Source organism: Streptosporangium sp. NPDC000563 (genome assembly GCF_040299985.1).
Taxonomy (GTDB): Bacteria; Actinomycetota; Actinomycetes; order Streptosporangiales; family Streptosporangiaceae; genus Streptosporangium.
Genome location: NZ_JBEPDA010000001.1, coordinates 130,139 through 154,838, shown reverse-complemented (window position 1 = coordinate 154,838; position 24,700 = coordinate 130,139). Strand labels below are relative to the sequence as shown.

The window sequence follows — 24,700 nt, the reverse complement described above, 5'->3', positions numbered from 1 at the left end:
CTCACGATTGGCTGCCGACGACGCCTTACCCTCTGTTGGGACCCCTGAGCGGGCTGCCTCTCACAGCACGATGTGATCCACCCGCACGGCCCGGTCGCCGGGGATGACGATCGGATCCGCGACCTCGACGACACGCTTCTTCGAGTACATCAGTCGCGTGATCGCGAAGACCGGAACTCCAGCCGCGATCCTGAGCAGCTCGGTCTCTTCCGGTGTCGGCATGCGCGTCGCGGTCTCTTCGGTGATCTTGTCGATCTCGATCCCGAGAGTCCGCAGCTGACCGATGTTGCCGCCCGGCCACGGCTCATTATTCGGGTTGGCGACCGGCGTGCCCTCCACGTCAGCGGCCAACAGGCACGAGCGCGCCATTTGGCTCGGGTTGCCCGAGGCGTAGAAGACGAACCGGCGCTCAAGGACCCGGGTTCCGGCCGGGACTCCGAACAGGCCGGCCAGGCGCTCGTCGGCTTGAATCATCCGGTAAGCCTTGTCGAGACGGTACTGCGACCAGGTGATCCCGACATCATGTGTGAAACTCGTCTGCGGACTGTCCTGCGGCCCCGCATCGATCAGGTAGCGGTCCATGCAGATGCGGCGTACAGGCAGACGCTCCCGGACGTACGTTCCGGAGCCCTGGCGCGATTCGACCAAGCCCTCGTTGCGAAGGATCTCCAGCGCCCGCCGGATGAGGATGTCGGAGACCCCGTGCTCCTCGGCAAGGAGCCGTTGCGTCGGCAGCTTCGCTCCTGGGGCGAGCTCGCCCGACACGATCAGTTCTCGCAGGTGATCGGCAATACGGAGATAGGCATGTGGCCTTTCGGTCACGTCTACCTCCTGAATTTCAGTCTGGCCTGACGGGAGCGTACAGGTGGGCCGGTTCCACCATGATCACCTGTCTTGCAACTGACGGAATTAGGCATTGATACTTGGTCGGGATTCTGGAGCCCACCGTCACGCGGACGTTTCTTCAAGGTGTCATCCCGAACGGGTTCCTGTCGTCAGGGCGTGGAGTTCGCGGGCGGCGGGCAGGGTTCGGGCGCGTTCGGGGAGGGCGGTTACGACCTCCCGCATGATTTTGCGTCTGGCGGTTGTGGTGGGGAGGGATGTCGCGATGTTGAGAGCATGGTCGAGCCCTTCGGTCACATCTCGCTCCTGGATTAGCCCCCATGCCTGGATGAGGCCGATGTTGGCCCTGCCTCCGGCCTTCTCTCGTGGGCATGAGGCGAGAGCCTGCTCCAGTATCGGCGTCGCCGACTTCCCGTCTCCCAGCATGGAGAGCACAAAAGCCTCGGCGTACTGTGCGCTTTCCAGGGGATATCCCCACACGGAGATGGGGTCATTGGTCACGGAGTCGGGGAGCCGCTCGTAAACGTCCCTGAAATCGTCGAGAACCTCACGGGCGGGGGCCACCCGCCCGTCTGCGGCGAGAATGCGGCTCCGTGTTTTCAGTGCCTCCAACAAGCCGAGACACGCATGGCCGTCCGCGAGATGCACGGCCTCCTCGACCAGGACACCTGCGGCCGGTCCGGGACGACGCATGTAGAACGACTTGGTGGCCTCTTCGGCGCGTACCCACACGCTCAGCTCACGGTCGCCTGAGGCGTCGGCCGCCGACCGGGCCGCACGCCATGAACGCCAGCATGCGCGGGCGCTGGAGGTTTCAGCCAGATCAAGGGCCATGAAGGCCGCCAGTTGGGCGTAGACGCGCAGCAAGGTGGTGCGGTCGGCCGGGGTGTGGGAGCGCGTCAAAGCAAGGCCCAGGTTACGGATGTCGCCCGCCAGGTCGGCGCTCCTGGAACCCGGTGGCTCGGTCCACACGCCTTGTGCGTAGTCCCACGCGATCTGCTCCCAGTCGCTCACGCTGTTGTCGGCCGCGTCCGTGACCCGCCACAGGTCCGCGTGGAGAGCGTCTACGGCGGAAGCGGGGATGCCGGCACCGGCACCCATCATCGCCAAGAGCTGGAGAAGGGTACGGCGCTCCACATCATCCTCATTACATATTGAGGTGTCTGTTTCCACCTTACTTACCCGGAATCGGTCAACTTCCACAACGAGGGCATGAAGCTCTGAGATCTGCCCATTCGCCTCTAATGCCGTATCGATTGCCCGGACGTTGGTGGTGTCCAGGCGTGAGGCGGCACGCTCCCAGGCGGAGATCATCGTGTGGTCCATGTGGATCATCGCGGCGAGGTCGCGCTGCGAAAAACGGGCATTTTCCCGCCAATGGCGAATAGTGCTGCCAAGCAGGTGCCAAGGTGAATCAGCGGGATTAACCGGCTGGGACGTACGTGGCATTTCGTACTCCGGGATTGGGGAGTTTGGGGGGTGTGCCTCTTCCCCCAGTAAACCTCTTGGATATCTCGTTCGGCAATTCCACTATTACATGGACGCGGCGAAGATCCCCGTGAAATTGCGGAGCCCGCCACGGCACTACACGCCGGAACGGGCCCCTTGATCGGATGGAGGTCCGATCCATGGACGATGATAAATCAACGCCCCGCGAGCCGGTGATTTCCGGTTGGCGGGTCATTCTCAGTGACAAGGGGCGGTTGTGGGCGTCTCGTGTCGTTCCGTTCACCGATGCGGAGTTCGATGCCGGGGCGGCGCGTACGGTCGACGCCGACACTCTCGACGAGTTGCGGGAGGAGGTCGAGCGGCAGGAGAGTGCCGCTCGGCAGGTGAGCGGGCAGGCGGTCTCGTGATCCGGCGCAGGCCCGCGTCCGGCGGAGGGCGGCACCGCGACGGGATGGCTCCCGCCCTCGTTCCCCGGCGTACGTGGGATCACCGTGCCCGTGGTGAGGCGGAGCGGCTGGATCGCGAGTGGAAGGACTGGACGGTCTTCTACGGCGCGCACTCGCGGCTGTTCTACGCGATCGCGGCCTGGCCGGTGCCCGGCCCGGTGATCCTCCAGGGGGCCACCGCCGACGATCTCGAAGCCCAGATGTACGGGATCGTGATGGCTCTGGCCGTCCGCCCCGAGGTGGAGGGCTCCGGTACGTCTCCCGGACGGGCGCGGCGGCGGTCTCGTGATCGTCGCGCCGACGACTCCCGCGAGCGCGAGCGGTGGTGCGAACCTTCCGGGATCGCTCGCGGGGCCGGGGGCGACCGGGACTCATGACCCCGGTCGCCGTGGCGGTGCCCTTGTCAGGGGTGGCGAGGGCACCGCTCCCGGCGGACGTCGGGCAGGGCGCGAGGTGGCTTCGGCGTCACTTCTTGATCTTCCTCGATTCCGTGTCCTGGGCGGGGCGATAAATCTCTTGATGAAGTCAAGAGTTGAGAATATAAAGAGATCATGCGTGAAGAGACGGTGGAGGACACGTTCTTCCGTGAGCTTGGCGGGTCCTGTGCTGAGCTGCGGCAGGCATTCGCCCGGCACGTGGGGATGAGCCCTCAGCGAGTGCAGCTGCTCATCCGGCTGTGGCGTGACGGCGAGACCAGTCACAGTGACCTGCGCCGGACACTGAGCGTCGACGGCGCGAGCGTCACCCGGCTGGTCAAGGAATTCGAGGCCGAAGGACTGCTCGGCCGTCGCCTGGACCCGGAGGACAACCGCTACACCCTGGCCGCGCTGACCGCTGCCGGTGAGCGGGTGGCGGCCGATCTGGAGCGAGCACACCAGGCGTACCAGGAACGGCTTCTCGACCGGACCACCCCGCAACAGCGGGAGATCGTGCTGGATGTCCTGCGTCGCGTCCGCGCGAACATCCTCGAACAGGAGGGCCGATGACCGAAGACGTGCGGGCCGCCGCCCGGCGGATGTACGCGGCGTTCAACGCCCACGACCACGCCGCGACGGAGGGGATATTCACGGCGGACTTCTACAGCCACCCTCTGGGCACGACCGGCCCCGCGAGCGTCACCCGGGCATGGCAGGGGTTCCACGAGGCGTTCCCCGATGCCCGGGTCGTCATCGAGGACATGGTCGTCGAAGGGGACACAGTCGCCGTCCGCACGAGCGTGCACGGGATTCCCGGCCGGGAATCACCCACCATGTTGGAGATCTTCCGGGTGCGTGACGGGCGCATCGCCGAGCTGTGGGGGCTGTCGTCGCTGCGACGCGACTCCTGAGGGGGTCGTCCGGCGCGTAGCGGCGACGACGTCGCTCTCGTAGAAGCCGACGGGAGAGGTGCCGGTGAACGCGGGACGAGGCGTTCACCGGCGCCTCGTCAGGCGGGCAGGCCGAGCTTGCCGGCGAGGGCCTCCAGCAGTTCGATCTGATCGTCAGGGGAGACGGGCTTGAGGTTGAGGGTGAGGTGCATCTCGTCCGCGCCGGCTTTCGCGGCGCGTTCGAGGTCGTTCAGCATGGCGTCCGTGAACGTGGCGGGGGTGATCGGGGTGTCGGGGTAGGCCTGGATCGTGTTCACCACGACCGTGCCGGTGCCGCCCGCCTCCCGGTACCACTGGATCTTGGTCCGGGTCTCCTTCCAGTCCAAAGCCACGACGATGAAGCCGTCACCGACGCGCGCCGCCCGTTCGATGGTGTGCCGGGTGAGCGCGCCGATGAACAGGGGGATGGTGTCCCCGAACGGCTTCGGCCCGACCAGGGACGACGGGATCTGGTAGTGGCGGCCGTGATGCGAGACGGGGTCCGGACCCCAGCAGGCCCGCATCGCGGCGATGTGCTCGACGAACCCGGCGCCCCTGCGCGAGGCCGGCACTCCCGCCGCGACGAACTCCTCGGGAATGTAGTACGGCGGTTCCATCGTGCCGCCCCCCTGGCCGATACCGGCGTCGAGACGGCCACCGGACAGCCGGTCGAGGGTGGCCAGCCTGCGGGCGAGGATGACGGGCGACTGGAAGATCGAATTGACGATTCCGGTGCTCACCCGGATTCGCTCCGTGTGGGCGGCGGCCCAGGTCAGGATCTCCAGCGAGTCCCAGACGTGGGACTCGGGCAGACCGGCGTCGTTGGTCCAGTCCGGTGCGGCGGGCATGAGCAGCCGTTCGCTGACGGACACGGCGTGGAACCCGAGCCGCTCCGTCGCCCGCGCCACGGCGACGACGGCGTCCGGGCCCGCGTACGGTCCGAAGTGCGGCAGGCTGACGCCGATACGAGGAAGGTCCATCTCGTTCTCCGATGATCGTTGAGGTGTGTCCTTTCGATGGGTAGTCGGAGCGGCCATGAGATTTTTGCGCTCTCCCCGGGAGGGATGTCGAAATCTCCGTGCGGATTCGGCCGGGCGGCGGCGGAAATACCGTCCTGCCTGGCCGGACAGGTGACCCGACCGGTCAGGATCGGAGAAGCGACCACCCCCGGGCCGCACCTAGCGTGAATGCCATGGACATCACCATCCACGCGAGCTTCCTTCCGCACGACGACCCGGAAGCCTCACTCGCCTTCTACCGCGACATCCTCGGTTTCGAGGTCCGCAACGACGCCGGATACGCCGGGATGCGCTGGATCACGGTCGGTCCCCCCGGGCAGCCGAGCACCTCCATCGTGCTGCAACCGCCGGTCGCCGACCCCGGAGTCACCGACGACGAGCGCCGCACCATCGTGGAAATGATGGCGAAGGGCACCTACGCCGGTATTGTCCTCTCCACCGACGATCTCGATAGTATTTTCGAACGGTTGCGTGCGGGTGGCGCCGAGATCAGCCAGGAGCCGACCGAGCAGCCGTACGGCGTTCGAGACTGCGCCGTCCGTGACCCCGCGGGCAACCTGGTCCGCATCCAGGAGCTGCGCTGATCCCCCGGGGAAAGCGCAGCCAAGAAGAACTCGCACAACCGCCCCCGCAGACAGTTGGAGAGCCGATGAGCATGACCGAGAGGTCGTCCGAGCCGCACGCCGCCGACAGCCACGATCTGATCCGCGTGCTCGGCGCGCGGGTGAACAACCTCAAGGACGTGAGCGTCGAGATCCCGAAGCGACGGCTCACGGTGTTCACCGGTGTCTCCGGCTCGGGCAAGAGCTCTCTGGTCTTCGGTACGATCGCCGCCGAGTCGCAGCGGATGATCAATGAGACCTACAGCGCCTTCGTGCAGGGCTTCATGCCGACGCAGGCGCGGCCCGAGGTCGACGTCCTCGAAGGGCTGACGACCGCGATCATCGTGGACCAGCAGCGGATGGGTGGCGACCCCCGCTCCACGGTCGGCACCGCCACCGACGCGAACGCGATGCTGCGCATCCTCTTCAGCCGGCTCGGGCAGCCGCACATCGGCTCGCCGCAGGCGTTCTCCTTCAACGTCGCCACGGTCCGGGCGAGCGGTGCGATCACGGTCGAGCGCGGTGCCCGCAAGGCCGAGAAGGCGACCTTCACCCGTATCGGCGGCATGTGCGTGCGCTGCGAGGGCCGGGGAGCGGTCTCCGACATCGACCTCACCCAGCTCTACGACGACTCCAAGTCGCTCGCCGAGGGCGCGTTCACCATCCCCGGCTGGAAGTCGGACAGCTTCTGGACCGTACGGGTCTACGCCGAGTCGGGGTTCGTCGACCCGGACAAGCCGATCCGCGACTACACCAAGAAGGAGCTGCACGACTTCCTCTACGGGGAGCCGGTCAAGGTGAAGGTCGACGGCGTCAACCTCACCTACGAGGGACTGATCCCGAAGATCCAGAAGTCGTTCCTGTCGAAGGACCGGGAGGGGATGCAGCCGCACATCCGGGCGTTCGTGGACCGGGCGGTCACCTTCACCACCTGCCCCGAGTGCGACGGCACCCGGCTCAGCGAGGCGGCGAGGTCCTCGCGCATCGGTGGGGTCAGCATCGCCGACGCGTGCGCGATGCAGATCAGCGACCTGGCCGGATGGGTACGCGGTCTGGACGAGCCCTCGGTGGCTCCGCTGCTCGGCACGCTGGCGCACACCCTCGACTCGTTCGTGGAGATCGGGCTGGGTTACCTCTCGCTCGACCGGCCCGCGGGCACGCTGTCGGGCGGCGAGGCGCAGCGCGTGAAGATGATCCGGCACCTCGGCTCCTCGCTCACCGACGTCACCTACGTCTTCGACGAGCCCACCATCGGCCTGCACCCCCACGACATCCAGCGGATGAACAACCTGCTGCTGCGGCTGCGGGACAAGGGCAACACGGTCCTCGTCGTGGAGCACAAGCCGGAGACGATCGTGATCGCCGACCACGTCGTCGACCTCGGCCCCGGCGCCGGTACGGCGGGTGGCACCGTCTGCTTCGAGGGCACCGTCGAGGGGCTGAGGACCGGCGGCACGATCACCGGCCGCCACTTCGACGACCGGTCCACGCTCAAGGAGACGGTGCGGACACCCAAGGGCACGCTGGAGATCCGCGGCGCCGACCGCCACAACCTCCAGAACGTCGACGTCGACATCCCGCTCGGGGTGCTCGTCGTCGTCACCGGTGTCGCGGGGTCCGGCAAGAGCTCGCTCATCCACGGGTCGATCCCCCGGGGCGCGGGGGTGGTCTCGGTCGACCAGAGCGCGATCCGGGGCTCGCGGCGCAGCAACCCGGCGACGTACACCGGCCTGCTCGAACCGATCCGCAAGGCGTTCGCGAAGGCGAACGGCGTGAAGCCGGCACTGTTCAGCGCGAACTCCGAGGGTGCCTGCCCCGAGTGCAACGGCGCGGGCGTCATCTACACCGACCTGGCGATGATGGCGGGCGTCGCCACCGTCTGCGAGGAGTGCGAGGGGAAGCGGTTCCAGGCGTCGGTGCTGGAATACCGCTTCGGCGGTCGCGACATCAGCGAGGTGCTCGCGATGTCGGTGGTCGAGGCCGAGGAGTTCTTCGGAGCGGGCGAGGCGCGCACCCCGGCCGCGCACGCCATCCTCGGCAGGCTCGCCGACGTCGGGCTCGGCTACCTCAGCCTCGGTCAGCCGCTCACCACGCTGTCCGGCGGCGAGCGGCAGCGGCTCAAGCTCGCCACCCACATGGCGGAGAAGGGCGGCGTCTACGTCCTCGACGAGCCGACCACCGGCCTGCACCTCGCCGACGTCGAGCAGCTGCTCGGCCTGCTGGACCGGCTCGTCGACTCCGGCAAGTCGGTCATCGTCATCGAGCACCACCAGGCGGTGATGGCGCACGCCGACTGGATCATCGACCTCGGCCCGGGTGCCGGCCACGACGGCGGCCGGATCGTCTTCGAGGGCACCCCCGCCGACCTCGTCGCCGCCCGCTCCACCCTCACCGGCGAACACCTCGCGGCCTACGTCGGCAGCTGACCGGGAGAACGCGGGCACCTGACCAAGGGGAACGTCGAGCGCCGGGAATCCGAGCCGGTCGGGCCTCGCGGGTCAGGTGCCCGCGGTCACCGCTCTGAGTCCTTCGAACGACTCCTTGACGAACCGGGAGAGGTCCCCCTGGCCGGACTGCTCGACCCAGAGGCGGGTCGCGACCTTGAAGACGGCGATGCCCGCCTCGGCGGCGAGGTTCGCGCAGGCGTCCTCGACTCCGCGTTGCCGCAGCGCGTCGGCGAGTGTGGCCGACAGTGAGGCGAGTTTGATCAGCTCGCGTTCCTGCAGCTCGGCGCTGGCGGCGATGATGGTCTGGCGGCGGAGGGTGTACTCCCGGCGTTCCTGGAGCACGGCCGCGGTGGCCTCGATGGCCGCCGCCACGGCTTCTATCGGGGTGGCGGACTCGGGGGCCTGGGTGACCGCGTCCGTGAAGAGCTGCTGCAGCAGGCTCGGACACGAGAACAGCACTTCGCGCTTGTCCGCGTAGTGGCGGAAGAACGTCCGCTCGGTCAGCCCCGCCCGCAGGGCGATCTCCGCGACCGAGGTGCGTTCGAAGCCGTGCTCAAGGTAGAGATCCAGCGCCGCCTGTTCGAGCCGAGATCGTGCGTTCGGCTCCCATCTTCCCATGTCGGGCAGTGTACCCGATGGCAGTGGCTGACATCGGTCGGCGTCGCGTGATGACAGTCGCTGACATTATGTGCCGTCGGGTGATGACAGCGACTGACATCGGTTGCTACGGTGTGATGGCAGTGACTGACATTAGTCGGCCGCCCGACGCGTCTTTGCCGCGCGAGGGCGACCGACCCGGGCTGGAGGCATGACTCATGCGCGTTTTCGTCACCGGAGCATCCGGATGGATCGGCTCCGCACTCGTCCCCGAACTCATCGACGCGGGTCACCGGGTCGTCGGGCTCGCCCGTTCCGACGCCTCGGCCGCCGCCCTCACCGGGGTCGGGGTCGAGGTGGTCCGCGGCACGCTCGACGATCTCGACGTCCTGCGCGACGCGGCCGCCGCCTCGGACGGGGTGATCCACCTCGCGTTCAAGCACGAGAGCGCCTTCGCGGGAGACTTCCAGGGCGCCGCCGACGCGGACCGCCGCGTCGTCGAGACGTTCGGTGAGGTGCTCGCCGGGTCCGCCCGGCCGTTCCTGCTCGCCTCCGGGGTGCTCGGGCTCACCCCGGGCCGTACGAGCACGGAAGAGGACGGACTCACCCCCGAGGCGTTGCCCGCGGACCTGGACGGCGGCCCGCGGACCCGGATGAGCACCGCGCACCTCACCCTCGCCCTCGCCGACCGGAACATCCGCTCGTCCGTCGTACGACTTCCGCCGACCGTGCACGGTGAGGGCGACAACGGGTTCATGACGGCCCTGGTCGGCATCGCCCTCGACAAGGGCTTCTCCGGCTACGTCGGCGACGGCTCCCAGCGCTGGCCGGCCACGCACCGCCTCGACGCCGCGCACCTGTTCCGGCTCGCCCTGGAGGGGGCGCCGCCCGGATCGGTACTGCACGCGGTCGCCGAAGAGGGCGTGCCGATCCGCTCGATCGCCGAGGTCGTCGGCCGTCACCTCGATCTGCCGACCCGTTCCGTCTCCGTCGACGAAGCGGCCGGGCACTTCGGGTGGCTGTCATGGTTCCTCGCCACCGACAACCCCGCCTCCGGCGAACTCACCCGCGAACTGCTGGGGTGGCAGCCCACCCAGCCGGGCCTGATCGAGGACCTGGAGAAGGGCCACTACTTCAGGACCGGCGGGCCCGCGTAGCCTCGGCCCTACCGTTCAGGACCGACGGGCCCGTGTAACCTCGACCCTCCCGTTCAGAGTCGGCGGGCCCGCCGGCCTCGGCTCTCCCGTTCAGGACCGGCAGGCCCGCCGGCCTCAGTCCTCCTGTTCAGGGCCGACCGGTCCGTTTGCCTCAGCTCTCCGGATCGCTCACCGAGATCGCGCCCGAGGGGCACAGCTGCACGGCCCGGCGGACGGCGGCGTGCAACTCGGGCGGGGGCGTCTCGTCGAGGAGCACGACGGTGCCCTCGTCCTCGCTCTGGTCGAAGACCTCGGGCGCGGTGAGCACGCACATGCCCGCTCCGATGCACCGCGCCACGTCCGTGGTGACCTTCATGTCGCCTCCTACCATCTGACCGGCAGCTCCCGTACACCGTAGATGGACATCTTCTCGCGCATGGGGACCTCCTCCGCCGGTACGGCGAGGCGCAGGCCGGGGAAGCGGTCGAACAGCATCGGGAACGCTGTGCGCATCTCCACGCGGGCGAGTTGCTGGCCGAGGCACTGGTGCAGCCCGTGGCCGAACGAGAGGTGCCCGGTCGCGGGGTTGGTGATGTCCAGGTGCTCGGGGTCGGCGAAGCGGGCGGGGTCGCGGTTGGCGGCCACGAGCGAGAGGGTCACCGGGTCTCCCGCCTTGATGAGCCGCCCCTCGACCTCGACATCCTCCAGGGCCGCGCGGAGCGGGCCGACGTGGATGATCCCGAGATAGCGCAGCAGCTCCTCGACCGTGTTGTCGATCAGCGAGGGGTCGGCGCGCAGCGCGGCGAGCTGGTCGGGGTGCTGGAGCAGGGCGAACGTGCCCAGGCCGAGCATGTTCGCCGTCGTCTCGTGCCCGGCGGCGAGCAGCAGGAACCCGATGTTGCTCAGCTCCTGGTCGGTCAGCTCGCCGTTCTCGATCAGCCCGCTGAGCAGGTCGTCGGCCGGGTCGGCCCGCTTGGCCTCGATGAGCCGGGCGAAGAACGCGCCGAAGCCGGCGATCGTCGCGCGGATGTCCTCGACGGAGGACTCCAGGTTCAGCAGCACCGCGGTGGACCGCTGGAACTCGTCGCGGTCGGCGTACGGGACGCCGAGCAGCTCGCAGATCACCAGGGAGGGGATGGGCAGCGCGAACTCCTTCACCAGGTCCTGGGGAGGCCCGGCCTTCTCCATCGCGTCGAGCCGCTCCTCGGTGATCTCGTGGATCCTCGGCTCCAGCTGCTTCATCCGCCGCACCGTGAACTGCGCGGTGAGCGGCTTGCGGTAGCGGGTGTGGTCGGGCGGGTCCATCCGGATGAACATGCCGGGGTCGGCCGGTTGGCGCATCTCCTGCATCAGCGGGAAGGGCATGGGGACGTGCAGCAGCTCGCGCCGGGAGCTGAAGCGGGGATCGGCCAGGATCGACCGTACGGCGGAGTAGCCGGTCACGAGCCAGCCCGTCGCGCCGTCCGGGTAGACCATCGGGGTGATGGGCCCCTCCTCGCGTAACGAGGTCAGGCGCTCGGGCGGTTCGAAGGGGCTGGGACGTCCGAAGGGGAAGGTGACCGCTTCCTGGTGAGCCTGTTCCCGGTGGGCCTGTGCTTCCGGTTGGGACTGTGTCATCTCGCGCTCCTCTGCGGTGATGCGCTCCGTCCCATCCAGAAAACTACATCAAGTGCAAAGTTTCAATAGGTGCAAAGTATGGCTTGATGGATTAAACTGCCCGCATGAGTGAGGCACTGGGACTGCGCGAACGCAAGAAACTGCGCACCCGGCACGCGCTCATCGCCGCCGCGCTGGATCTCTTCATGGAAAAGGGCTACGAGCAGACCACCGTCTCGGAGATCGCCGCGGCCGCCGACGTCTCGACGCGCACCTTCTTCAGCTACTTCGCGAGCAAGGAGGACGTGATCTTCTCCAACTCGCGGGAGGGCGTCGAGAGCGTGCTGCGGGTGATCGCGGAGCCCCGTCCGGGAGACCGGGCGATCGACCTCCTTGCCCGCGCCGTCGACTCCGGCTTCTCCGCGATCACCCTCGACGAGCAGCTCCAGGGCGAGATAGGCCCGATCAACCACCTCGTGATGACTGTCCCCTCGCTGCGGGCCCGCGGCCTGCTGCTCCTCTTCGAGAGCCAGCGGGAGCTCGCCGAGGCCCTGCACCGGGCATGCCCGGAGGAGCTGAGCCTCGTCGAGGCGTCGGCGATCGTCGGCGCGGTGATCGGCGGGGGCAAGCTCGCCACCGTCGTCAGCTTGAGCAACGGCGGCTCGGCGGAGGAGATGCTGAAGGCCGGCCGCGAGGCGAGCGCACTCGTCCTCTCCGCCCTCCGCACCGCCTCCACGCCGCCGCTCTGACCACGCCTCCGCCTTCGGCCCCCGACGATGATCCGTACACCTCGGACCGGCCGGTCTTCCCCGGGTTCCTTCAGGGGGAGAGGTCGGCTGTTCTCGCGGTGAGGAGCGTTCCCCGAAGGTGCCGGGGTGGGCATGAGTCCCGGCATCTTCGCTATTCGATGGCAGCCAGGTCCACGACGTACATCTCCTTGCCGACCTGATAGGCCATCAGCCGGTCGAAGCCGCCGTCGGGGATGGTCATCACCCCCTGTTTGTCCTGCCGTACGCCCAGGTCGGCGGAGGTGCCGGTAAGCGCGTCGTGGAGGACGACGCCTTTCATGAGCGTCCCCTTGTAGAACCGCTCCAGGCCAGGATCGTCACCTACCTCGATCACGGAGGGCAGCGTCTGCTCCCGGGAGCCGTCGCGGTCGCGGGCGAAGACGCGCGGGCCGGGCCCGCCGGACGAGCTGTGGCCATAGCATCGGTTGACGCCGCACCTGACGAACTTCTCGCCGGGCCTGACGACGGCGTCGCGCCGCTCCCGCGTCTTGATATTGAACAGCTTGGCGAAGACGGCCTGTTTGCTGTGGGAGCCGACCCAGGGCCACCCCAGGAGGTGCTGTCCTTCGGTGCCCGGCACCAGGTGCGGAGTGCCGCCGCGTAGCGGTGCCGTGTACACCCCGCCGCTCTCGCGGGAGAAGACCACGTCCGAGCCCACCACTTCCAATGCCCGGATGTGGCCCTTCTTCATGACGTCCTCCAGCGGGACGTCGGTCACCTTACGGGGAGTGCCGCCGCCGACGGGCACCGTCCAGATCCGCGCGACCCGTTGCTTGCCCGGCTCCTTGTACGACGCCCACCAGGCGATGTTTCCGCCGTTCACGGTGACGTTTTCGGCGATGAGCGTCGAATTCCGGCTCGGGAACTCGGCGATCCGCCGGAGCTTGCCGCTCACCAGGTCGTAGCTCCACAGGAGCCGCCTTTTCTCGGCGCCCACTCTCGTTATGACGAGCAGCGTCCGATCGTCGAGAAGCAACTGCGGATGGTAGACACGGCCATCGGGCAGCCTGGCCGGGATCTTGTGCAGGGCCTGCGGCCATACCCGCTCGATGTGCGGTGGCAGGTCGTCATCCCATCCCGGGATCGGCGGTGGCGTGGATTTCTGCGCACCCGTGGCGTTCACCGCGGGCTGGGGTACGGCCGACGCGCCCAGGGTTCGCACCGCCGTACCCGCCCCACCGGCCACCACGACCACGGCCACCGCCGCGAGTAGCGCGGCGGGCGCCCGCCGAGGCCGACGGCGTTCCCTGACCGCCGCGGACAACGTGATCCGCGCCTGCTCGGGCACCTGCTCCGCGGCTGCGGACAGGACGCGGCTCAGCTTGTCTTCGATCTCGGTCATCGCGTGCCCCCGTAGGCCTTCGGTGAGGTGGAGACGGCGGATCGCAGCTTGTCCAGGCCCCGGGAGACCTGGCTGCGCACGGTCCCCTGGGAGATGCGGAGCACCTCGGCGATCTCGGCGTCGGTCAGCTGTTCGTAGTAGCGGAGCACCAGCACGGCGCGCTGTCTGCGGGGCAGCGCGGCCAGTTCTTTCCAGAGCCCCCGGTCCTCGTCGGACGGGAAGACCACCTCCCAGGTCTGCTCGGGCGGCTCCCCGGTGAGATGCTCGCGCCTGCGCCGGCGCCAGATGCTGATGTGCAGCCGAGCCATCGTCGTCCGGGCGTAACCGAGCGCGTCGCTCTTGCGCCGCACCCTCGGCCAGGCGGTGCGTAATCGGGTCAGCGCCTCCTGCGTGAGGTCGGCGGCGTCGTGCGGGTTGCCGGTCAGGACGTACGCGTAGCGGAGCAGCGCCTCGCCTCGTTCGACCACGAAGTCGTCAAAGCCGGGTTCGTCGGCCAACTGTCGTCCTTTCTGCGTCGTTACGGCCTAGACGGCGCAGGGACCGGAATTGTTGCAGCGCCGTCGGGACGTACGGGCCGCGCTGGAGGTCGGCGGGCGGCTCGGCTACGTTCGTTCACGTGACGAGCACTTCGGCGGTTACGGCCGGGGACGACCCGACAACCTCCCTCGACGACCTGGTGGTCAGGGCGCGCTCCCTCGTACGGGAGGGGCACCGCGCGCTGCTCGGCGTCACCGGGAGCCCGGGGGCGGGCAAGACCACCCTCGCCGAGCACCTGGTCGGCCTGCTGCGATCGGCGCCTCCGGAGGGACTGCCGGAGCGGGAGTGGGTGGCGTACGTGCCGATGGACGGCTTCCACCTCGCCGACGTCGAGCTCGACCGGCTCGGGCGCCGCGAGCGCAAGGGCGCGCCCGACACCTTCGACGCCGCCGGATACGCGGCGCTCCTGCGCCGCCTGCGCGAGGACGAGGACGACATGGTCTACGCGCCCGCGTTCGAACGTGATCTGGAGCAGCCGATCGCGGGAAGCATCCCGGTCCCTCGGGCCGCCAGGCTCGTCGTCACCGAGGGAAACTACCTGCTGCTCGACCGGGGCGACTGGGCACGCGTGCGATCGTGGCTCCACGAGGTCTGGTACTGCGACCTCGACCCGGACGAGCGCGTACGCCGCCTCGTCGCCCGGCACGAGCGCTTCGGCAAGGACCCCGAGGCCGCCGCGGCCTGGGCGCTGGGCACCGACCAGCGCAACGCCGACCTCATCGCCACCACCCGCTTCCGCGCCGACCTCGTCGTCCCCGACGCCGTCCTGCGCTCGATCGGCGAGGTCAGCGGAAGTCCGCCACCGGTCTCCCCGCCCTCGCGATGACCTCCTCGGTGCTGAGCGGGTCTTTCGGATGGTGGCTCAGGCACATGGGGACCTGCACCTTCACGAACGCAGCCCCCTCGGAGGCCGCGTAGAACTGGCCCGTCCGCAGCCGCGAGATGTCGGTGACGTCGCTCCCCTTGGCCTGGGCCATCTCCCTCGCGGCGGAGATCTGGATCGGGCTGTTCAGCAGGCCGAAGAACTGGGTCGCGGCGTTACCGGGAATCCGGTTGTGCAGTCCCTTGGGCGCCTGGGTCGCGAACACGAGACCAAGTCCGTACTTGCGGGCCTGGGAGGCGAGCGCGAGCGTGCTGTGCGTGCAGGGCGTCATCGTGCCGGACGGCGCGAACGTCTGGGCCTCGTCCATCACGAACAGCCCGCCCAGCGGCCGGTCACCGGCCGGGTTCTTCTTGATCCAGGCGAACAGGGCCATCTGCAGTTGATTCACGAAGCTCTGCCGCTGGTAGTCCGACTGCAGCCCGACAAGGCTGATCACCGAGACGCGAGCCTTCTTTCCAGGGGGAGGGGTGAGCAGGAGCCCGGGATCCACCGGCGCGCCCTCACCGCCGAACATCGGGTCGTTCACCATGGCCGCGGTCAGGCTCTGGGCCAGCTCGGACGCGATCTTCTCCGCGTTGTCGAGCTCGCTCACCCCGTCCGGCAGTGCCGACAGCATCGCGATGAGCCCCCTGAGGCTGCTCGCCCCCTGCCTTCCGTAGTGTCTGAGCGTCTCCCTGAGCACCGCCTGCCCGAGCTGGGCCTTGGTCGTTCTCGCGTCCAGTTTGATCCTCGGCACGATGGACGCGACGGCCACCTCCACGGCCTCGGTGAACTCGTCGGGGTTGTCGAGGACGCTCGCGAAGTCGGGCAGGGGCTGGAAGCTGAGGGGACGTCCCGCGCTGCGACGCGGCGTCCAGATCACGACGTCGGTGTCGGCGAGATACCTCTCGGCCTTCGCGGGGGCATCGGCGTCCCAGTGTGCCGGCGGGTACGGCCAGGGGTCTCCCAGACGTGCCAGGTCGTTGTTGGGATCGAGCACGATGGCCGACACGCCCTGGAGCGCGCACTTCTCGATCAGGCCGCGAATGAGCACGGTCTTCCCCGACCCGGAGCCGGCGAAGATCGCGGTGTGTTTCCTGAGCGATTCCAGGTCGAGTTCGAGAGGGGTGCCGTCGGTCATCGCCCTGCCGAGGGTGACGGAAGGCGCGCGGTTCGCGTCGGGTCTCGTACGAAGGGGCGCGTGGTTCGCGGGGCTCGCATGAGGGCTCGCGTCGGATTCTGTACGACGGTTCGCGTGGTTCGAGGGTCCGTGGTTTGCGGGTCTCGCGTCGGACTCCGTGTCGGGCCTCAGAGCGGGTCTTGCCACGGGGGAGACCTGCGGTGAGGAAGTGACCTGGCCGGGGTGTCCTCCGATGGCGGTGTGTCCGAGGTCGGCCACTACGGTGGCGTGCCCCGCCACCTCCTCGGCATCTTCGAGAGCGACCTGGTCGGTCGGCTCGTCGTAGGTGACGGGAGAGGGCGGACCTTCGGGGCCGGATGGCTCGCCGGGAACGGTCCACCCGTCACCCAGCGCCTCGCTGAACAGCTTGACGTCACCACTGGGCTTCCGCGAGACGAGCCAGGACTGCAGGTTCGCGGGGTCCTCGACGAACAGGTCACGGAGCGCCGTGAGGATCCTGAGGTCCTCGTCGTCCACACGCAGCACCCTGCCGCCCGCCCGCTCGAACTCCGCGAGGACCTCCCGGGTGCGCGGTCCTTTCGCCCACTCCGCGTTCCGCAGCACGAACAGTTTCCGCTTCGGGACTTCGGCGTCCAGGCCCGCCGCCACCGAGGCGTTGCGCAGGCGGACCAGCGCGGCGTTGGCGTGCTTGGTGGCGATCGCACGGAAGCACCAGTGCGCCTCGTCCTCGGTGGTCTCGTCCAGGCTGCGGCGCAGACGCGCGTGCAGGGGAGGCTTCGAGCTCGGCGGGGGATCCTGGCTGAACAGGCGTTCCGCGTCGCCCTGTTCGGCGATCCAGGCGTTGAGCCCCGCCGAGAGCAGCGCGGGCATCGTCATGTCCTCGGTCGAGGGAGCGGTCGCCGAGGTCACGTCCGCCCTGTCTCGCAGCACGGCGAAGCGGGCGTCCAGCGCCGCGAACTCCTGCGGGGAGACAGGGGGGCCGGGGACGGGGGGCGGATCCGTGGTGGGGCGGGAGTTGAGGCTCTCCAGCTCCCTGATCTCGCCGTCGACCAGGCAGGAGTGGAGATGCCGGTCGACGACCTTCAACAACTGCCGTGGGGTGAAGTCGGGTGCGTCCTCGAACGCGGACGGCAGCACCGGCCATGTCGGATAGGGCAGCGTGAAGTCGACCCCTCGGAACGGCGGGGCGAACCGCCGCTCGACCAGTTCGCGGCCCACCTTCGCGTCGGGAATGGTCATGAGCTGGACCGTCTTCCTGAACCGGTCCTGGACGGTGTCGGTCGCGAGCCTCTCGATGAGGATCCAGGTCGCGGGGAGGCAGGAGACGACCGTGAGCGTCCTGCGGGTGACCTCCCTCAGTGCCATCAAGCCGCCCGCGACCTGCTCGACAACGAGGGCCTGCTGCCAGTCCTGCTCCAAGTCGTTGACACCGGCGATCGAGGACTGCGCGATGAGCATGTCGATCTGGTCGACCGCGATCACGGTGGGGCCGGTGAGCGCCATCAGCCGCGAGATGTCCTTCACGATCTCCTGCGGTGTCTTCTCACCTCGCCGGATCCCCCACGGGGCGCGCTCGCCTGGCTCCTCCTCGGGGATGGAAGAGAGGTAGGAGGTTCCGATGTCCTGGGTCGCGAGGCCACCGGAGGCGAGCAGGACGAGCGCCCGCACGGTGTTCTGGGTGTCCAGGCACAGCGGTCCGTCGAAGCGGTGCAGCGCCTCGACGAAGGCGTCGAGGGCCTCCCTTGTCAACGCCGTGTTCCCGGTCACCGCGCGCCGCACCATCCGGGGAACCTCGACCAGTTCCGACAGGTGCTCCAGGAAGATCTTGAGCTGGTTCGCCCCGTCCTCCTCCCTGACCTTGCGGGAGAGGCTGTCGAGCATCGACACCACGACGCTCTCCCAGAAGCTCCTGGCGTCCAGCAGGCTCACCAAGATGAAATATCCGCCCTCCCTCAGGACCCGGGCGCGCGCCCAGCCCAACAGGTGCGTCTTGCCCGTGCCCCGCTGCCCCTGGACGACCACACCGATCGGGCTTGGTCCCCGGCTCTCCCCGGCTTCGCCCAGCCCGTCGAGCAGGAGCTGGCCGGTGTGGCGGTGCAGGCCTTTCACGTGGAACGGCGAGGTGTTCCACACGTCGTCGACGGTCAGCACCGAGTTCAGCCTGAGCTTGAACTCCGTCAGTAACCTGCGCTCCTCGTTTCTCATCGCGCCTCGATTTTGAGGAGGTGCTTCTCCTGCTCGCCCATGGTCACCGCCGCGTCCCTGTCCTTTTGGGAGAGCGTCTTCTGGTTGGCCTCGGGAATGATGTTCACGTCATTACTCATGCGGTTCATTCGGATGAGAGTCTCGTCGACCGTCGCCCTCGGTACCTCGCCCAGCAGGGGGCGGAGCCTCGTGAGACTTACCCAGGCGCCCGGCTCGGTGGCCAGCTTGCGGTAGGCGGCACGAATGCGCTGCTCGACATCCAGAGCCACCGGGGCCGGAGGAGCTGCGGGGGTGTCTGCGGAAGCTGGGGTCGTGGGGGTCTCCGCAGGGGTGTTTACGGAGGCCGGGGTCATGGGGGCCTCTGCAAGGGTGTCTGCGAGAGTCGTGGGCGCGGGATCGTCCGAGGAGGCTGCGGGTGCCGGTGCGGGGTCGCCGGAAGAGTCCTCGGACACAGGGGCGGAGTTTCCGCCGAAGATGTCGGTGAGGCTGCAGTCGGATCGTTCCATGAAGCTCTGCAGTCCGAACAGGACGGCGCGGAGCGCGACTCCCGCCGAGCCCGAGCGCTCAGGGAGGACGACCCCGGCTCGGAGTTCGGTGGCCAGGGCGGCCCATCCGGCGTTGGTCAGCACGTGGGCGAACGAGCGCCCTTCCTTTCGGCTCTCCACCAGCTTCAGGTCGTTCAAGTTCCGGCGCGCTTCCCCGGTGAGCGTCAGACCGTGACGTTCCTTGAGCTCCGGATTGGAGATCTCTCTCGCCTCGATCATCAACACCAGCAGTGCGGCGATTTCCGGCAGTGAAAGTGCTTTATCGGGCATGTTCTAATCCTTCCAACGCTCCGGGGCGACGGTCCCGGAGAAATCGCCTTATCTGGTGAAGCACAGTTTTCGTATCGGTGATGACCTGCGCGTTGGTGAAGCGCAGCACGGCGTAGCCGTCGAGTTGGAGCCGTACGTCCCGTTGCCTGTCCGCCGCGTACGCGCGCGGGGAGTGGTGCTCGGGGCCGTCGATCTCGATCACGCACCGCTCGTCCCGCCAGAGCAGGTCCACCCGGATGGGGTTGACGAGCGGGTGCGGCCGGTGGGTCTGGTTCCACGCGCGTCCCGTCGCCCAGTCGCACGTGGCGAGCGCGGCCTCCAGCGTCCGTTCGGCGACGCTCGCCGGATGCGGTCTTCCCGCCAACGCCGGGTAGGTGACCGTGTGCGCCGTACGGGCCTCGGGCTGGGGATCCGCCGGTTCCGGTAGGCCGCGGAGGAGGTCCGTCACCTCGGCCGGCAGTCGCAGGGTCGTCACGGCGATCCGGTCCACGGTGGCCAGGGGGGCGCCGATGAGCCAGATTCCCAGGCCACCGTGGTGGGCGAGCCATTCGCACCCCGCGACGAGCGCCTCCTCCGCCGAGGGAGAGAGGTCTGCGGGCACGTGTACGAGGATCGCCGCGCGGGACCGGCCGAAGCTGGCGGCGATCACTCGCCCCAGGCCGGCTGCCCGCGTCTCGGCGGTGAATCTGGAGGGGCGCCGCGCTCTCGCCTCGCGAGAGGCTCCTCGTAGCGCTTCCCGAGCGGCCCGCGACGCCCCGCGAAGTGCCTCCCGAGTCGCCGCCTCCCGCGACGCCCGGAGCGCCTCCCGGGCCGTGGCCTCCCGTGACGCCCCTTGTGGCGGGGGAGGTTCGACCTCGTGAAGCGCCCGCTCGGCGAGGTCGGCGAGGAAGGGGCCGAAGTGCTCGGTCGCGGACGCGGCCCGCAGGGCGAGCACGCGTACGGCGCGCCCGCCCGCGCCACCGGGGCCGCCGATGCCCTCGGCGCCGGGCAGCCACGCGGGGAACAGATCGACGGCGGCTTTTTCCAGCTCACTCAGTACCGAGGAGACCGTTTCCCCCGCGGATCGCGTGCCACCCGCGTAGTAGGTGACAATCGCCGGCGCGTCGTCGGGAAGCGGGTCGATCGAAAGGGCGATGGCGTCGGGGTCCGCGCCGCGAACGCGCACGACGCGTCCCGTCGGCAGCTCCGCCCATGATCCTGCCACGCCACGTCCTTTTTCGCGTGTTGAGACTTCGCGAGGTTATACGCCAGTGCCGGGTGATGCAGGTGTTTTGCGAGAAGCGATAAAATTCACCTGTTTTCAATGCCCGAAATTTCGTATTTGAGATGATTTATCCCCTGGTCGTGGAAGGTGTGATTCCAGGCGGTGGACAAATCCGGATGATCCGAATGTGGCTCGGTGTGAATCTTGATGGTCGGCGTGGTTCGGCTTTCCGGAAAAAAGGTGATATCTCCGTCGGATCATCCGCACGTCATGGGAGAACCCATGCCTGTTGCCCGCTGTATCACCGCTGTCATCGCCCTCACCGGCGCCGCCCTCGCCGCCTCCACGGTGGTGCTCGCCGCGCCGGTCGCGTCCGCCGCCCTCATCCCGCCCACTCCCGCCGTGTCGGGCGAATGCTCGCTCTTCGGGAGGGAGACCGTCAAAAACGGCGATCGTACGGAGACCTGGACGTGGGGGCCGGGCTACCAGAGCTACCAGAGCAGCGAGAGCAACTCCCGGACGTTCACCGAGAGCATGTAGGGAGTTCTCCCGAACGCGCTCCTGAAAGAGCTCGGGGGGCGCGACGCCGGTTGGTGATCGTGGCGAGTAGGGGTATTCGCGCCGGAATTCCCAAACATTCTCCAACCGTGGGCCTGAACCGGTCATTTCTTGGCAGCACGTCCTCGCCCTCACGAGGGAGCCCGCCCACCGGCCTTAACGTCGAACGATGAAGATCGACGTGGTGCCGCAGTGCCCGTACGGGGAGGCGGTTCTGACGCGCCGGGTCATGGCCGATCGAGCGGACGCATGAGCCGTGCCGGGAGCGGACGGTACGGCACCGGCCCGTTCCCTCACATCTGGAACACCGGGAACGAGACACCTCATGGCGAGGCGTCCAGGAGCCGACGAGCCTGGGGCGGGCCGTCGCGGCGCGTACCGTCCCAGGGCGGGCCGCCCGAGGGGCAGGTGGTGGTGATCGCGAGGGAGCCGGTGCCGGGACAGGTGAAGACCCGGCTGATCCCGCCCTTCACCGCGCGTGAGGCGGCCGCGCTGGCCGCCGCCGCCCTCGAGGACACGCTGCGCGCGGTCGCCCGCGTTCCCGTCGACAGGAGGGTGCTCGCGCTCGACGGCGCCCCCGGCCCCTGGCTTCCCCACGGTTTCACGGTGCTGCCGCAGCGCGGGGAAGCGCCGGACGAGCGGCTCGCCGCGGCCTTCGACGACGCCCACCGGCTCCTGCCCGTACCGGTCGTGCTCATCGGCGCCGACACCCCGCAGGTCACCCCGGACATGCTCGTCTACGCCCTGTCCATGCTCAGCGCCTACGACGCGGTGTTCGGCCCGACGACGGCCGGCGGGTTCTGGCTGCTCGGGCTGCGCGCTCCCGAGCCCGCACTCCTGCTCGGCGTCCCGAGGTCGGAGCCGACCGTCGGAGAGATCCAGCTGCGGAGGCTGGAGGAGGCCGGGCTGAGCGTCGCCCTGATGCCCCGCCTCACCGACGTGGACACCGCGGCCGACGCGTTCGTCGTGGCCGCACAGGCCCCGCGGTCCTTCTTCGCCGCCGCCCTCGCGAGGATGAGCGCGCTGCGGTGATCCGGAGTCCAGGAAGGCCGCACGCACGGAATCGAGGGGCGCGGTCACGGAGATCGGGACCGCGGGGAGGCCGGGAGGTCGCGGTCAGCGGGGTTGGGTGTCGGGGCAGCGGGCCGGAAAAGCGGTGTCTCGAAGGCGGGGACCTGGAAAGTAGTGCCTGGCAGGCGGGGCTGGTGGCCCGTCTCCGAACGTCGACCGGGTGTCACGACCGGGTGACCGGCTCTCTTCAGGTCTGGTTTCCCCGGCAAGCTTGTGTGACGGCCCACTAGAAAAGCGTCGGGGCGGTCTCCTCGCGCGCCCGCTCCAGCTCGCCCGGTTCGAAGAGCCGGATCACGCCGTACGTGCCGTCGTACCCGGGTTCCCTGATCACCTCGCCGCGGCGCAGCCGTCCGACGGCCTCCGCGAGCGGCGGTGAGAGGTCCGCGATGTCCTCGACCGGTACGTCCTCCAGGATCCCCAGCTCGGGGCCCAGCGCGGCGGTGAGCCTGTCGACCTCCCTGAGGACCTTCTTGCTCTTCGACCCCACGTCGAGGATCTCGCCGACGATCTCCGGCAGCGGTACGAGGTTGCGGAAGCCCGCGACGCCGTCTGGCCGGAAACCGTCGGGCCGGTCGGCGAGTTCCTGGACCCGGTTCAGCACGCCCACCGTGAGCGGCTTCCCGCACACGGGGCAGATCCCGTCGCGCCCGCGCGTCTCCTCGGGACCCATCCGGACGTCGCACCTGCGGTGCCCGTCGACGTGGTATCTCCCCTCCTCGGGGAAGAACTCGGTCGTTCCCGCGTACCCAATCCCGGTCCGGAGCGCCCGCAGGACGGCGAAGTAGTCGAGGTCGGTCTCGAACACCGTGGTCTCGCGGCCGACCATGGGCGGCGAGTGGGCGTCGGAGTGGCTGACCAGCCGGTAGCGGTCGAGGGCGGAGACCCGCCAGTTCATGGCAGGGTCGCTGGACAGGCCGGTCTCCAGCGCGAAGATGTGGCCGGAGAGCTCGCCGTAGCACTCCTCGATCGTGTCGAAGCCCGACTTCGAGCCGAAGACGCCGAACCACGGCGTCCAGACGTGGGCGGGCACCAGGTAGGCGCCGTCACCGCTGCTCAGGGTGATCTCCAGCAGGGCACGGGAGTCGAGGCCGAGGATGGGGCGTCCGTCCGAGCTCAGGTCGCCGATCCGGTCGAGCCTGGCGTTGAACGTCGCGGCCTCGTCGAAGCCCGGCATGTAGACCAGGTGATGGATCTTGCGGGTGTGCTCGCCGCGCCGGTAGATCGTGGATATCTCCGCGGACAGCATGAACCGCACCTCACCGGGGCCGACACCGGCGGGCAGCGGTCCGAGGGCCTCCGGGGCCATCTCCTCGCGGGGCCGGAACAGCCCCGGCTCCGCCGGTACGAGATTTTCGCGTAAATGCTCGAACCACGCCGGATGCGTGAAATCACCGGTGCCCAGCAACGCGACGCCCTTGCGCCGAGCCCACCACGTCAGGTGCTCCAGGTCGCTTTCTTTGCTGCAGGCCCGCGCGTATTTCGAGTGAATGTGTAAATCCGCATGAAAACGCATCCATCGCTTCCTGTCCCGGGAAGGCCGGCTCGGCGAGGGCCACCCGTAGGCGTCGGTGAAGCCCTCATACCCAGACCGTCATGACCCAGACCCGCCACAGCCCAGGAAAAAGGATCATGGCCGTACGTCGCCGAAGGTGATCGACCTGTGCGGCGGCCGGGAAAGCGGCCGATGCGTGCGGCACCGGCCCGAGTACGACGACCGGTCGTTTCCCCAGGGCGTGCGACAGGGCGTGCGACGGTCAGGAAAGGCAGCCGACGTGTGCGAGGGCCTGCTTCAGCAGGAGGCCCTGCCCGCCGAGCATCTCCTGCTGCACCACCGGTGAGGAAGCCTCCTCGGGGGTGAACCAGACGAGGTCGAGGGCGTCCTGACGGGGACGGCAGTCGCCGGTGACCGGGACGACGTAGGCGAGGGAGACCGCGTGCTGCCGGGGGTCGTGATAGGGCGTGACGCCGTGGGTCGGAAAGTACTCGGCGATGGTGAACGGCTGCGGGGAAGGGGGGATGCAGGGCAGTGCCGTCGGACCGAGATCCTTCTCCAGGTGCCGCATGAGCGCGTCGCGGACGCGCTCATGGTGAAGCACGCGGCCGGAGACGAGGGCGCGGCTGACCGCTCCGTCCGCTCCGATGCGCAGCAGCAGGCCGACGCGCGTGACCGTTCCCGTCTCGTCGACCCGTACGGGGACGGCGTCGACGTAGAGGATCGGCATCCGCGCGCGGGTCGCCTCCAGTTCTTCCGGAGCGAGCCAGCCGGGCGTGGTTTCGGTCATTTCGGTCATTGACCGATGGTACTTCGCGGTCGGCTCGGAAAGACGTCGGAGCGGCCGGTTCTTCCCGGCGAGCGCGGTCGGATCGGCATTCCGGGACACGACCAGATCGTAGGTCAAGGCGAAGCTCGCCGCGGGATGCTCCACCGGCTACAGGCCGTTCCCCGGCGACTTGAACCATGATCTACGAATGTAGTTAAAACCTTAGGGGTGCCCAGTGCATCATGATCGCGGTTGTCGTCAAAAGAGTCAATCCCTCGCACGCATTTTTTCGTGGGGACTGCAATGGGCGACGCGTTTGCCTGTTCTTCATGCTCGGGGAGGGAAAGGAAATGCTGGGCACCGTAGAGATAGTGGTCGGCCTTTTCCCGGGTCAAGGCGCATATGTGCCGAACGCCCTGCGATGGTTGAAGGACCA

Annotated in this window: 24 protein-coding genes; 11 read left to right on the top strand and 13 right to left on the bottom strand. The window is 68.6% G+C overall.

What is annotated here, in order from left to right:
* Positions 1 to 60: 60 nt before the first annotated feature.
* Entirely contained in the window at positions 61 to 822 is a 762-nt protein-coding gene (locus tag ABT352_RS00770; protein ID WP_350941445.1) for a GntR family transcriptional regulator, read from the bottom strand.
* A gap of 150 nt (positions 823 to 972) precedes the next feature.
* On the bottom strand, positions 973 to 2,292 hold the full coding sequence (locus ABT352_RS00765; protein ID WP_350941443.1) for a helix-turn-helix domain-containing protein: 1,320 nt from the start codon (positions 2,290 to 2,292) through the stop codon (positions 973 to 975).
* 179 nt (positions 2,293 to 2,471) lie between these two features.
* On the opposite strand from ABT352_RS00765, the gene ABT352_RS00760 reads away from it, so the two are divergent.
* The 4 genes from ABT352_RS00760 (at position 2,472) to ABT352_RS00745 (ending at position 4,065) form a co-directional block, all read left to right on the top strand.
* Positions 2,472 to 2,699 carry a hypothetical protein gene (locus tag ABT352_RS00760; RefSeq protein WP_350941442.1) on the top strand — a complete coding sequence of 76 codons (228 nt, stop codon included), beginning with the start codon at positions 2,472 to 2,474 and terminating at the stop codon, positions 2,697 to 2,699.
* A complete protein-coding gene (locus ABT352_RS00755; protein WP_350941441.1) occupies positions 2,696 to 3,115 on the top strand; it encodes a hypothetical protein in 420 nt (139 codons plus the stop codon). The genes ABT352_RS00760 and ABT352_RS00755 overlap by 4 nt, the downstream gene beginning before the upstream one ends.
* Before the next feature lie 174 nt (positions 3,116 to 3,289).
* Entirely contained in the window at positions 3,290 to 3,724 is a 435-nt protein-coding gene (locus ABT352_RS00750) for a MarR family winged helix-turn-helix transcriptional regulator (RefSeq protein ID WP_350941440.1), read from the top strand.
* On the top strand, positions 3,721 to 4,065 hold the full coding sequence (locus tag ABT352_RS00745) for an ester cyclase (protein WP_350941439.1): 345 nt from the start codon (positions 3,721 to 3,723) through the stop codon (positions 4,063 to 4,065). Before ABT352_RS00750 ends, ABT352_RS00745 begins: the two co-directional genes overlap by 4 nt.
* Positions 4,066 to 4,163: 98 nt before the next feature.
* On the opposite strand, the gene ABT352_RS00740 is transcribed toward ABT352_RS00745, so the two are convergent.
* Positions 4,164 to 5,063 (bottom strand): TIGR03619 family F420-dependent LLM class oxidoreductase, encoded by a 900-nt coding sequence (locus ABT352_RS00740; protein ID WP_350941438.1) that lies wholly within the window; start codon positions 5,061 to 5,063, stop codon positions 4,164 to 4,166.
* Between the two features lie 212 nt (positions 5,064 to 5,275).
* Between ABT352_RS00740 and ABT352_RS00735 the strand changes: the two genes are divergently transcribed.
* Positions 5,276 to 5,686, top strand: a complete 411-nt coding sequence (locus tag ABT352_RS00735) for a VOC family protein (protein WP_350941437.1) — start codon at positions 5,276 to 5,278, stop codon at positions 5,684 to 5,686.
* 65 nt (positions 5,687 to 5,751) lie between these two features.
* On the top strand, positions 5,752 to 8,130 hold the full coding sequence (locus ABT352_RS00730; RefSeq protein ID WP_350941436.1) for an ATP-binding cassette domain-containing protein: 2,379 nt from the start codon (positions 5,752 to 5,754) through the stop codon (positions 8,128 to 8,130).
* 72 nt (positions 8,131 to 8,202) lie between these two features.
* On the opposite strand, the gene ABT352_RS00725 is transcribed toward ABT352_RS00730, so the two are convergent.
* On the bottom strand, positions 8,203 to 8,769 hold the full coding sequence (locus tag ABT352_RS00725; protein WP_350941435.1) for a TetR/AcrR family transcriptional regulator: 567 nt from the start codon (positions 8,767 to 8,769) through the stop codon (positions 8,203 to 8,205).
* A 197-nt stretch (positions 8,770 to 8,966) separates the two neighbouring features.
* On the opposite strand from ABT352_RS00725, the gene ABT352_RS00720 reads away from it, so the two are divergent.
* Positions 8,967 to 9,905: an SDR family oxidoreductase gene (locus tag ABT352_RS00720; RefSeq protein ID WP_350941434.1), complete on the top strand. Its 939-nt coding sequence runs from the start codon at positions 8,967 to 8,969 to the stop codon at positions 9,903 to 9,905.
* Positions 9,906 to 10,056: 151 nt separating this feature from the next.
* Here the strand turns inward: ABT352_RS00720 and ABT352_RS00715 are convergent, their stop codons facing one another.
* Together ABT352_RS00715 and ABT352_RS00710 are read right to left on the bottom strand one after the other, a co-directional pair.
* Complete coding sequence (locus ABT352_RS00715; protein ID WP_350941432.1) at positions 10,057 to 10,260, bottom strand: ferredoxin; 204 nt, start codon at positions 10,258 to 10,260, stop codon at positions 10,057 to 10,059.
* A gap of 8 nt (positions 10,261 to 10,268) precedes the next feature.
* Positions 10,269 to 11,501: a cytochrome P450 gene (locus ABT352_RS00710; RefSeq protein ID WP_350941430.1), complete on the bottom strand. Its 1,233-nt coding sequence runs from the start codon at positions 11,499 to 11,501 to the stop codon at positions 10,269 to 10,271.
* Between the two features lie 104 nt (positions 11,502 to 11,605).
* Here ABT352_RS00710 and ABT352_RS00705 point away from each other — a divergent pair, with 104 nt between their 5' ends.
* The gene (locus ABT352_RS00705; RefSeq protein WP_350941429.1) at positions 11,606 to 12,229 is read left to right on the top strand and encodes a TetR/AcrR family transcriptional regulator; all 624 of its coding nucleotides are present in this window, start codon (positions 11,606 to 11,608) and stop codon (positions 12,227 to 12,229) included.
* Positions 12,230 to 12,380: 151 nt separating this feature from the next.
* Here ABT352_RS00705 and ABT352_RS00700 read toward each other — a convergent pair whose 3' ends face one another.
* Together ABT352_RS00700 and ABT352_RS00695 are read right to left on the bottom strand one after the other, a co-directional pair.
* Complete coding sequence (locus ABT352_RS00700) at positions 12,381 to 13,610, bottom strand: TolB-like translocation protein (RefSeq protein ID WP_350941427.1); 1,230 nt, start codon at positions 13,608 to 13,610, stop codon at positions 12,381 to 12,383.
* Positions 13,607 to 14,107, bottom strand: a complete 501-nt coding sequence (locus tag ABT352_RS00695) for a SigE family RNA polymerase sigma factor (protein WP_350941426.1) — start codon at positions 14,105 to 14,107, stop codon at positions 13,607 to 13,609. The genes ABT352_RS00700 and ABT352_RS00695 overlap by 4 nt, the downstream gene beginning before the upstream one ends.
* A 119-nt stretch (positions 14,108 to 14,226) precedes the next feature.
* On the opposite strand from ABT352_RS00695, the gene ABT352_RS00690 reads away from it, so the two are divergent.
* Entirely contained in the window at positions 14,227 to 14,973 is a 747-nt protein-coding gene (locus tag ABT352_RS00690; RefSeq protein ID WP_350941425.1) for a nucleoside/nucleotide kinase family protein, read from the top strand.
* Here the strand turns inward: ABT352_RS00690 and ABT352_RS00685 are convergent.
* Genes ABT352_RS00685 through ABT352_RS00675 form a run of 3 tightly spaced genes read right to left on the bottom strand, consistent with a single transcriptional unit; the run spans position 14,933 to position 20,374 of the window.
* Positions 14,933 to 18,355, bottom strand: a complete 3,423-nt coding sequence (locus ABT352_RS00685; RefSeq protein ID WP_350941423.1) for a helicase HerA domain-containing protein — start codon at positions 18,353 to 18,355, stop codon at positions 14,933 to 14,935. The two genes, ABT352_RS00690 and ABT352_RS00685, sit on opposite strands and share 41 nt — an antisense overlap.
* Positions 18,352 to 19,170 (bottom strand): hypothetical protein, encoded by an 819-nt coding sequence (locus ABT352_RS00680; protein WP_350941421.1) that lies wholly within the window; start codon positions 19,168 to 19,170, stop codon positions 18,352 to 18,354. The genes ABT352_RS00685 and ABT352_RS00680 overlap by 4 nt, the downstream gene beginning before the upstream one ends.
* A complete protein-coding gene (locus ABT352_RS00675) occupies positions 19,160 to 20,374 on the bottom strand; it encodes an endonuclease domain-containing protein (protein ID WP_350941420.1) in 1,215 nt (404 codons plus the stop codon). Before ABT352_RS00675 ends, ABT352_RS00680 begins: the two co-directional genes overlap by 11 nt.
* Before the next feature lie 282 nt (positions 20,375 to 20,656).
* Between ABT352_RS00675 and ABT352_RS00670 the strand changes: the two genes are divergently transcribed.
* Together ABT352_RS00670 and ABT352_RS00665 are read left to right on the top strand one after the other, a co-directional pair.
* Positions 20,657 to 20,914 carry a hypothetical protein gene (locus ABT352_RS00670; RefSeq protein WP_350941418.1) on the top strand — a complete coding sequence of 86 codons (258 nt, stop codon included), beginning with the start codon at positions 20,657 to 20,659 and terminating at the stop codon, positions 20,912 to 20,914.
* 267 nt (positions 20,915 to 21,181) lie between these two features.
* Complete coding sequence (locus ABT352_RS00665) at positions 21,182 to 21,964, top strand: TIGR04282 family arsenosugar biosynthesis glycosyltransferase (protein WP_350941416.1); 783 nt, start codon at positions 21,182 to 21,184, stop codon at positions 21,962 to 21,964.
* Positions 21,965 to 22,229: 265 nt separating this feature from the next.
* Here the strand turns inward: ABT352_RS00665 and ABT352_RS00660 are convergent, their stop codons facing one another.
* Positions 22,230 to 23,516, bottom strand: coding sequence for an endonuclease Q family protein (locus tag ABT352_RS00660; RefSeq protein WP_350941414.1), 1,287 nt, complete (start codon positions 23,514 to 23,516; stop codon positions 22,230 to 22,232).
* Positions 23,517 to 23,757: 241 nt separating this feature from the next.
* Positions 23,758 to 24,294: an NUDIX hydrolase family protein gene (locus ABT352_RS00655; protein ID WP_350941413.1), complete on the bottom strand. Its 537-nt coding sequence runs from the start codon at positions 24,292 to 24,294 to the stop codon at positions 23,758 to 23,760.
* Between the last annotated feature and the right edge of the window lie 406 nt (positions 24,295 to 24,700).

Excerpts from the sequence above, each read along its gene's own strand:
- ABT352_RS00760 (WP_350941442.1), top strand. The coding sequence starts at position 2,472 with ATGGACGATGATAAATCAACGCCCCGCGAGCCGGTGATTTCCGGTTGG.
- ABT352_RS00660 (WP_350941414.1), bottom strand. The coding sequence starts at position 23,516 with ATGCGTTTTCATGCGGATTTACACATTCACTCGAAATACGCGCGGGCC.
- ABT352_RS00680 (WP_350941421.1), bottom strand. The coding sequence starts at position 19,170 with ATGCCCGATAAAGCACTTTCACTGCCGGAAATCGCCGCACTGCTGGTG.
- ABT352_RS00740 (WP_350941438.1), bottom strand. The coding sequence starts at position 5,063 with ATGGACCTTCCTCGTATCGGCGTCAGCCTGCCGCACTTCGGACCGTAC.
- ABT352_RS00750 (WP_350941440.1), top strand. The coding sequence starts at position 3,290 with ATGCGTGAAGAGACGGTGGAGGACACGTTCTTCCGTGAGCTTGGCGGG.
- ABT352_RS00670 (WP_350941418.1), top strand. The coding sequence starts at position 20,657 with ATGCCTGTTGCCCGCTGTATCACCGCTGTCATCGCCCTCACCGGCGCC.
- ABT352_RS00665 (WP_350941416.1), top strand. The coding sequence starts at position 21,182 with ATGAGCCGTGCCGGGAGCGGACGGTACGGCACCGGCCCGTTCCCTCAC.
- ABT352_RS00745 (WP_350941439.1), top strand. The coding sequence starts at position 3,721 with ATGACCGAAGACGTGCGGGCCGCCGCCCGGCGGATGTACGCGGCGTTC.
- ABT352_RS00735 (WP_350941437.1), top strand. The coding sequence starts at position 5,276 with ATGGACATCACCATCCACGCGAGCTTCCTTCCGCACGACGACCCGGAA.
- ABT352_RS00725 (WP_350941435.1), bottom strand. The coding sequence starts at position 8,769 with ATGGGAAGATGGGAGCCGAACGCACGATCTCGGCTCGAACAGGCGGCG.
- ABT352_RS00700 (WP_350941427.1), bottom strand. The coding sequence starts at position 13,610 with ATGACCGAGATCGAAGACAAGCTGAGCCGCGTCCTGTCCGCAGCCGCG.
- ABT352_RS00655 (WP_350941413.1), bottom strand. The coding sequence starts at position 24,294 with ATGACCGAAATGACCGAAACCACGCCCGGCTGGCTCGCTCCGGAAGAA.
- ABT352_RS00685 (WP_350941423.1), bottom strand. The coding sequence starts at position 18,355 with ATGAGAAACGAGGAGCGCAGGTTACTGACGGAGTTCAAGCTCAGGCTG.
- ABT352_RS00720 (WP_350941434.1), top strand. The coding sequence starts at position 8,967 with ATGCGCGTTTTCGTCACCGGAGCATCCGGATGGATCGGCTCCGCACTC.
- ABT352_RS00765 (WP_350941443.1), bottom strand. The coding sequence starts at position 2,292 with ATGCCACGTACGTCCCAGCCGGTTAATCCCGCTGATTCACCTTGGCAC.
- ABT352_RS00710 (WP_350941430.1), bottom strand. The coding sequence starts at position 11,501 with ATGACACAGTCCCAACCGGAAGCACAGGCCCACCGGGAACAGGCTCAC.
- ABT352_RS00705 (WP_350941429.1), top strand. The coding sequence starts at position 11,606 with ATGAGTGAGGCACTGGGACTGCGCGAACGCAAGAAACTGCGCACCCGG.
- ABT352_RS00730 (WP_350941436.1), top strand. The coding sequence starts at position 5,752 with ATGAGCATGACCGAGAGGTCGTCCGAGCCGCACGCCGCCGACAGCCAC.
- ABT352_RS00715 (WP_350941432.1), bottom strand. The coding sequence starts at position 10,260 with ATGAAGGTCACCACGGACGTGGCGCGGTGCATCGGAGCGGGCATGTGC.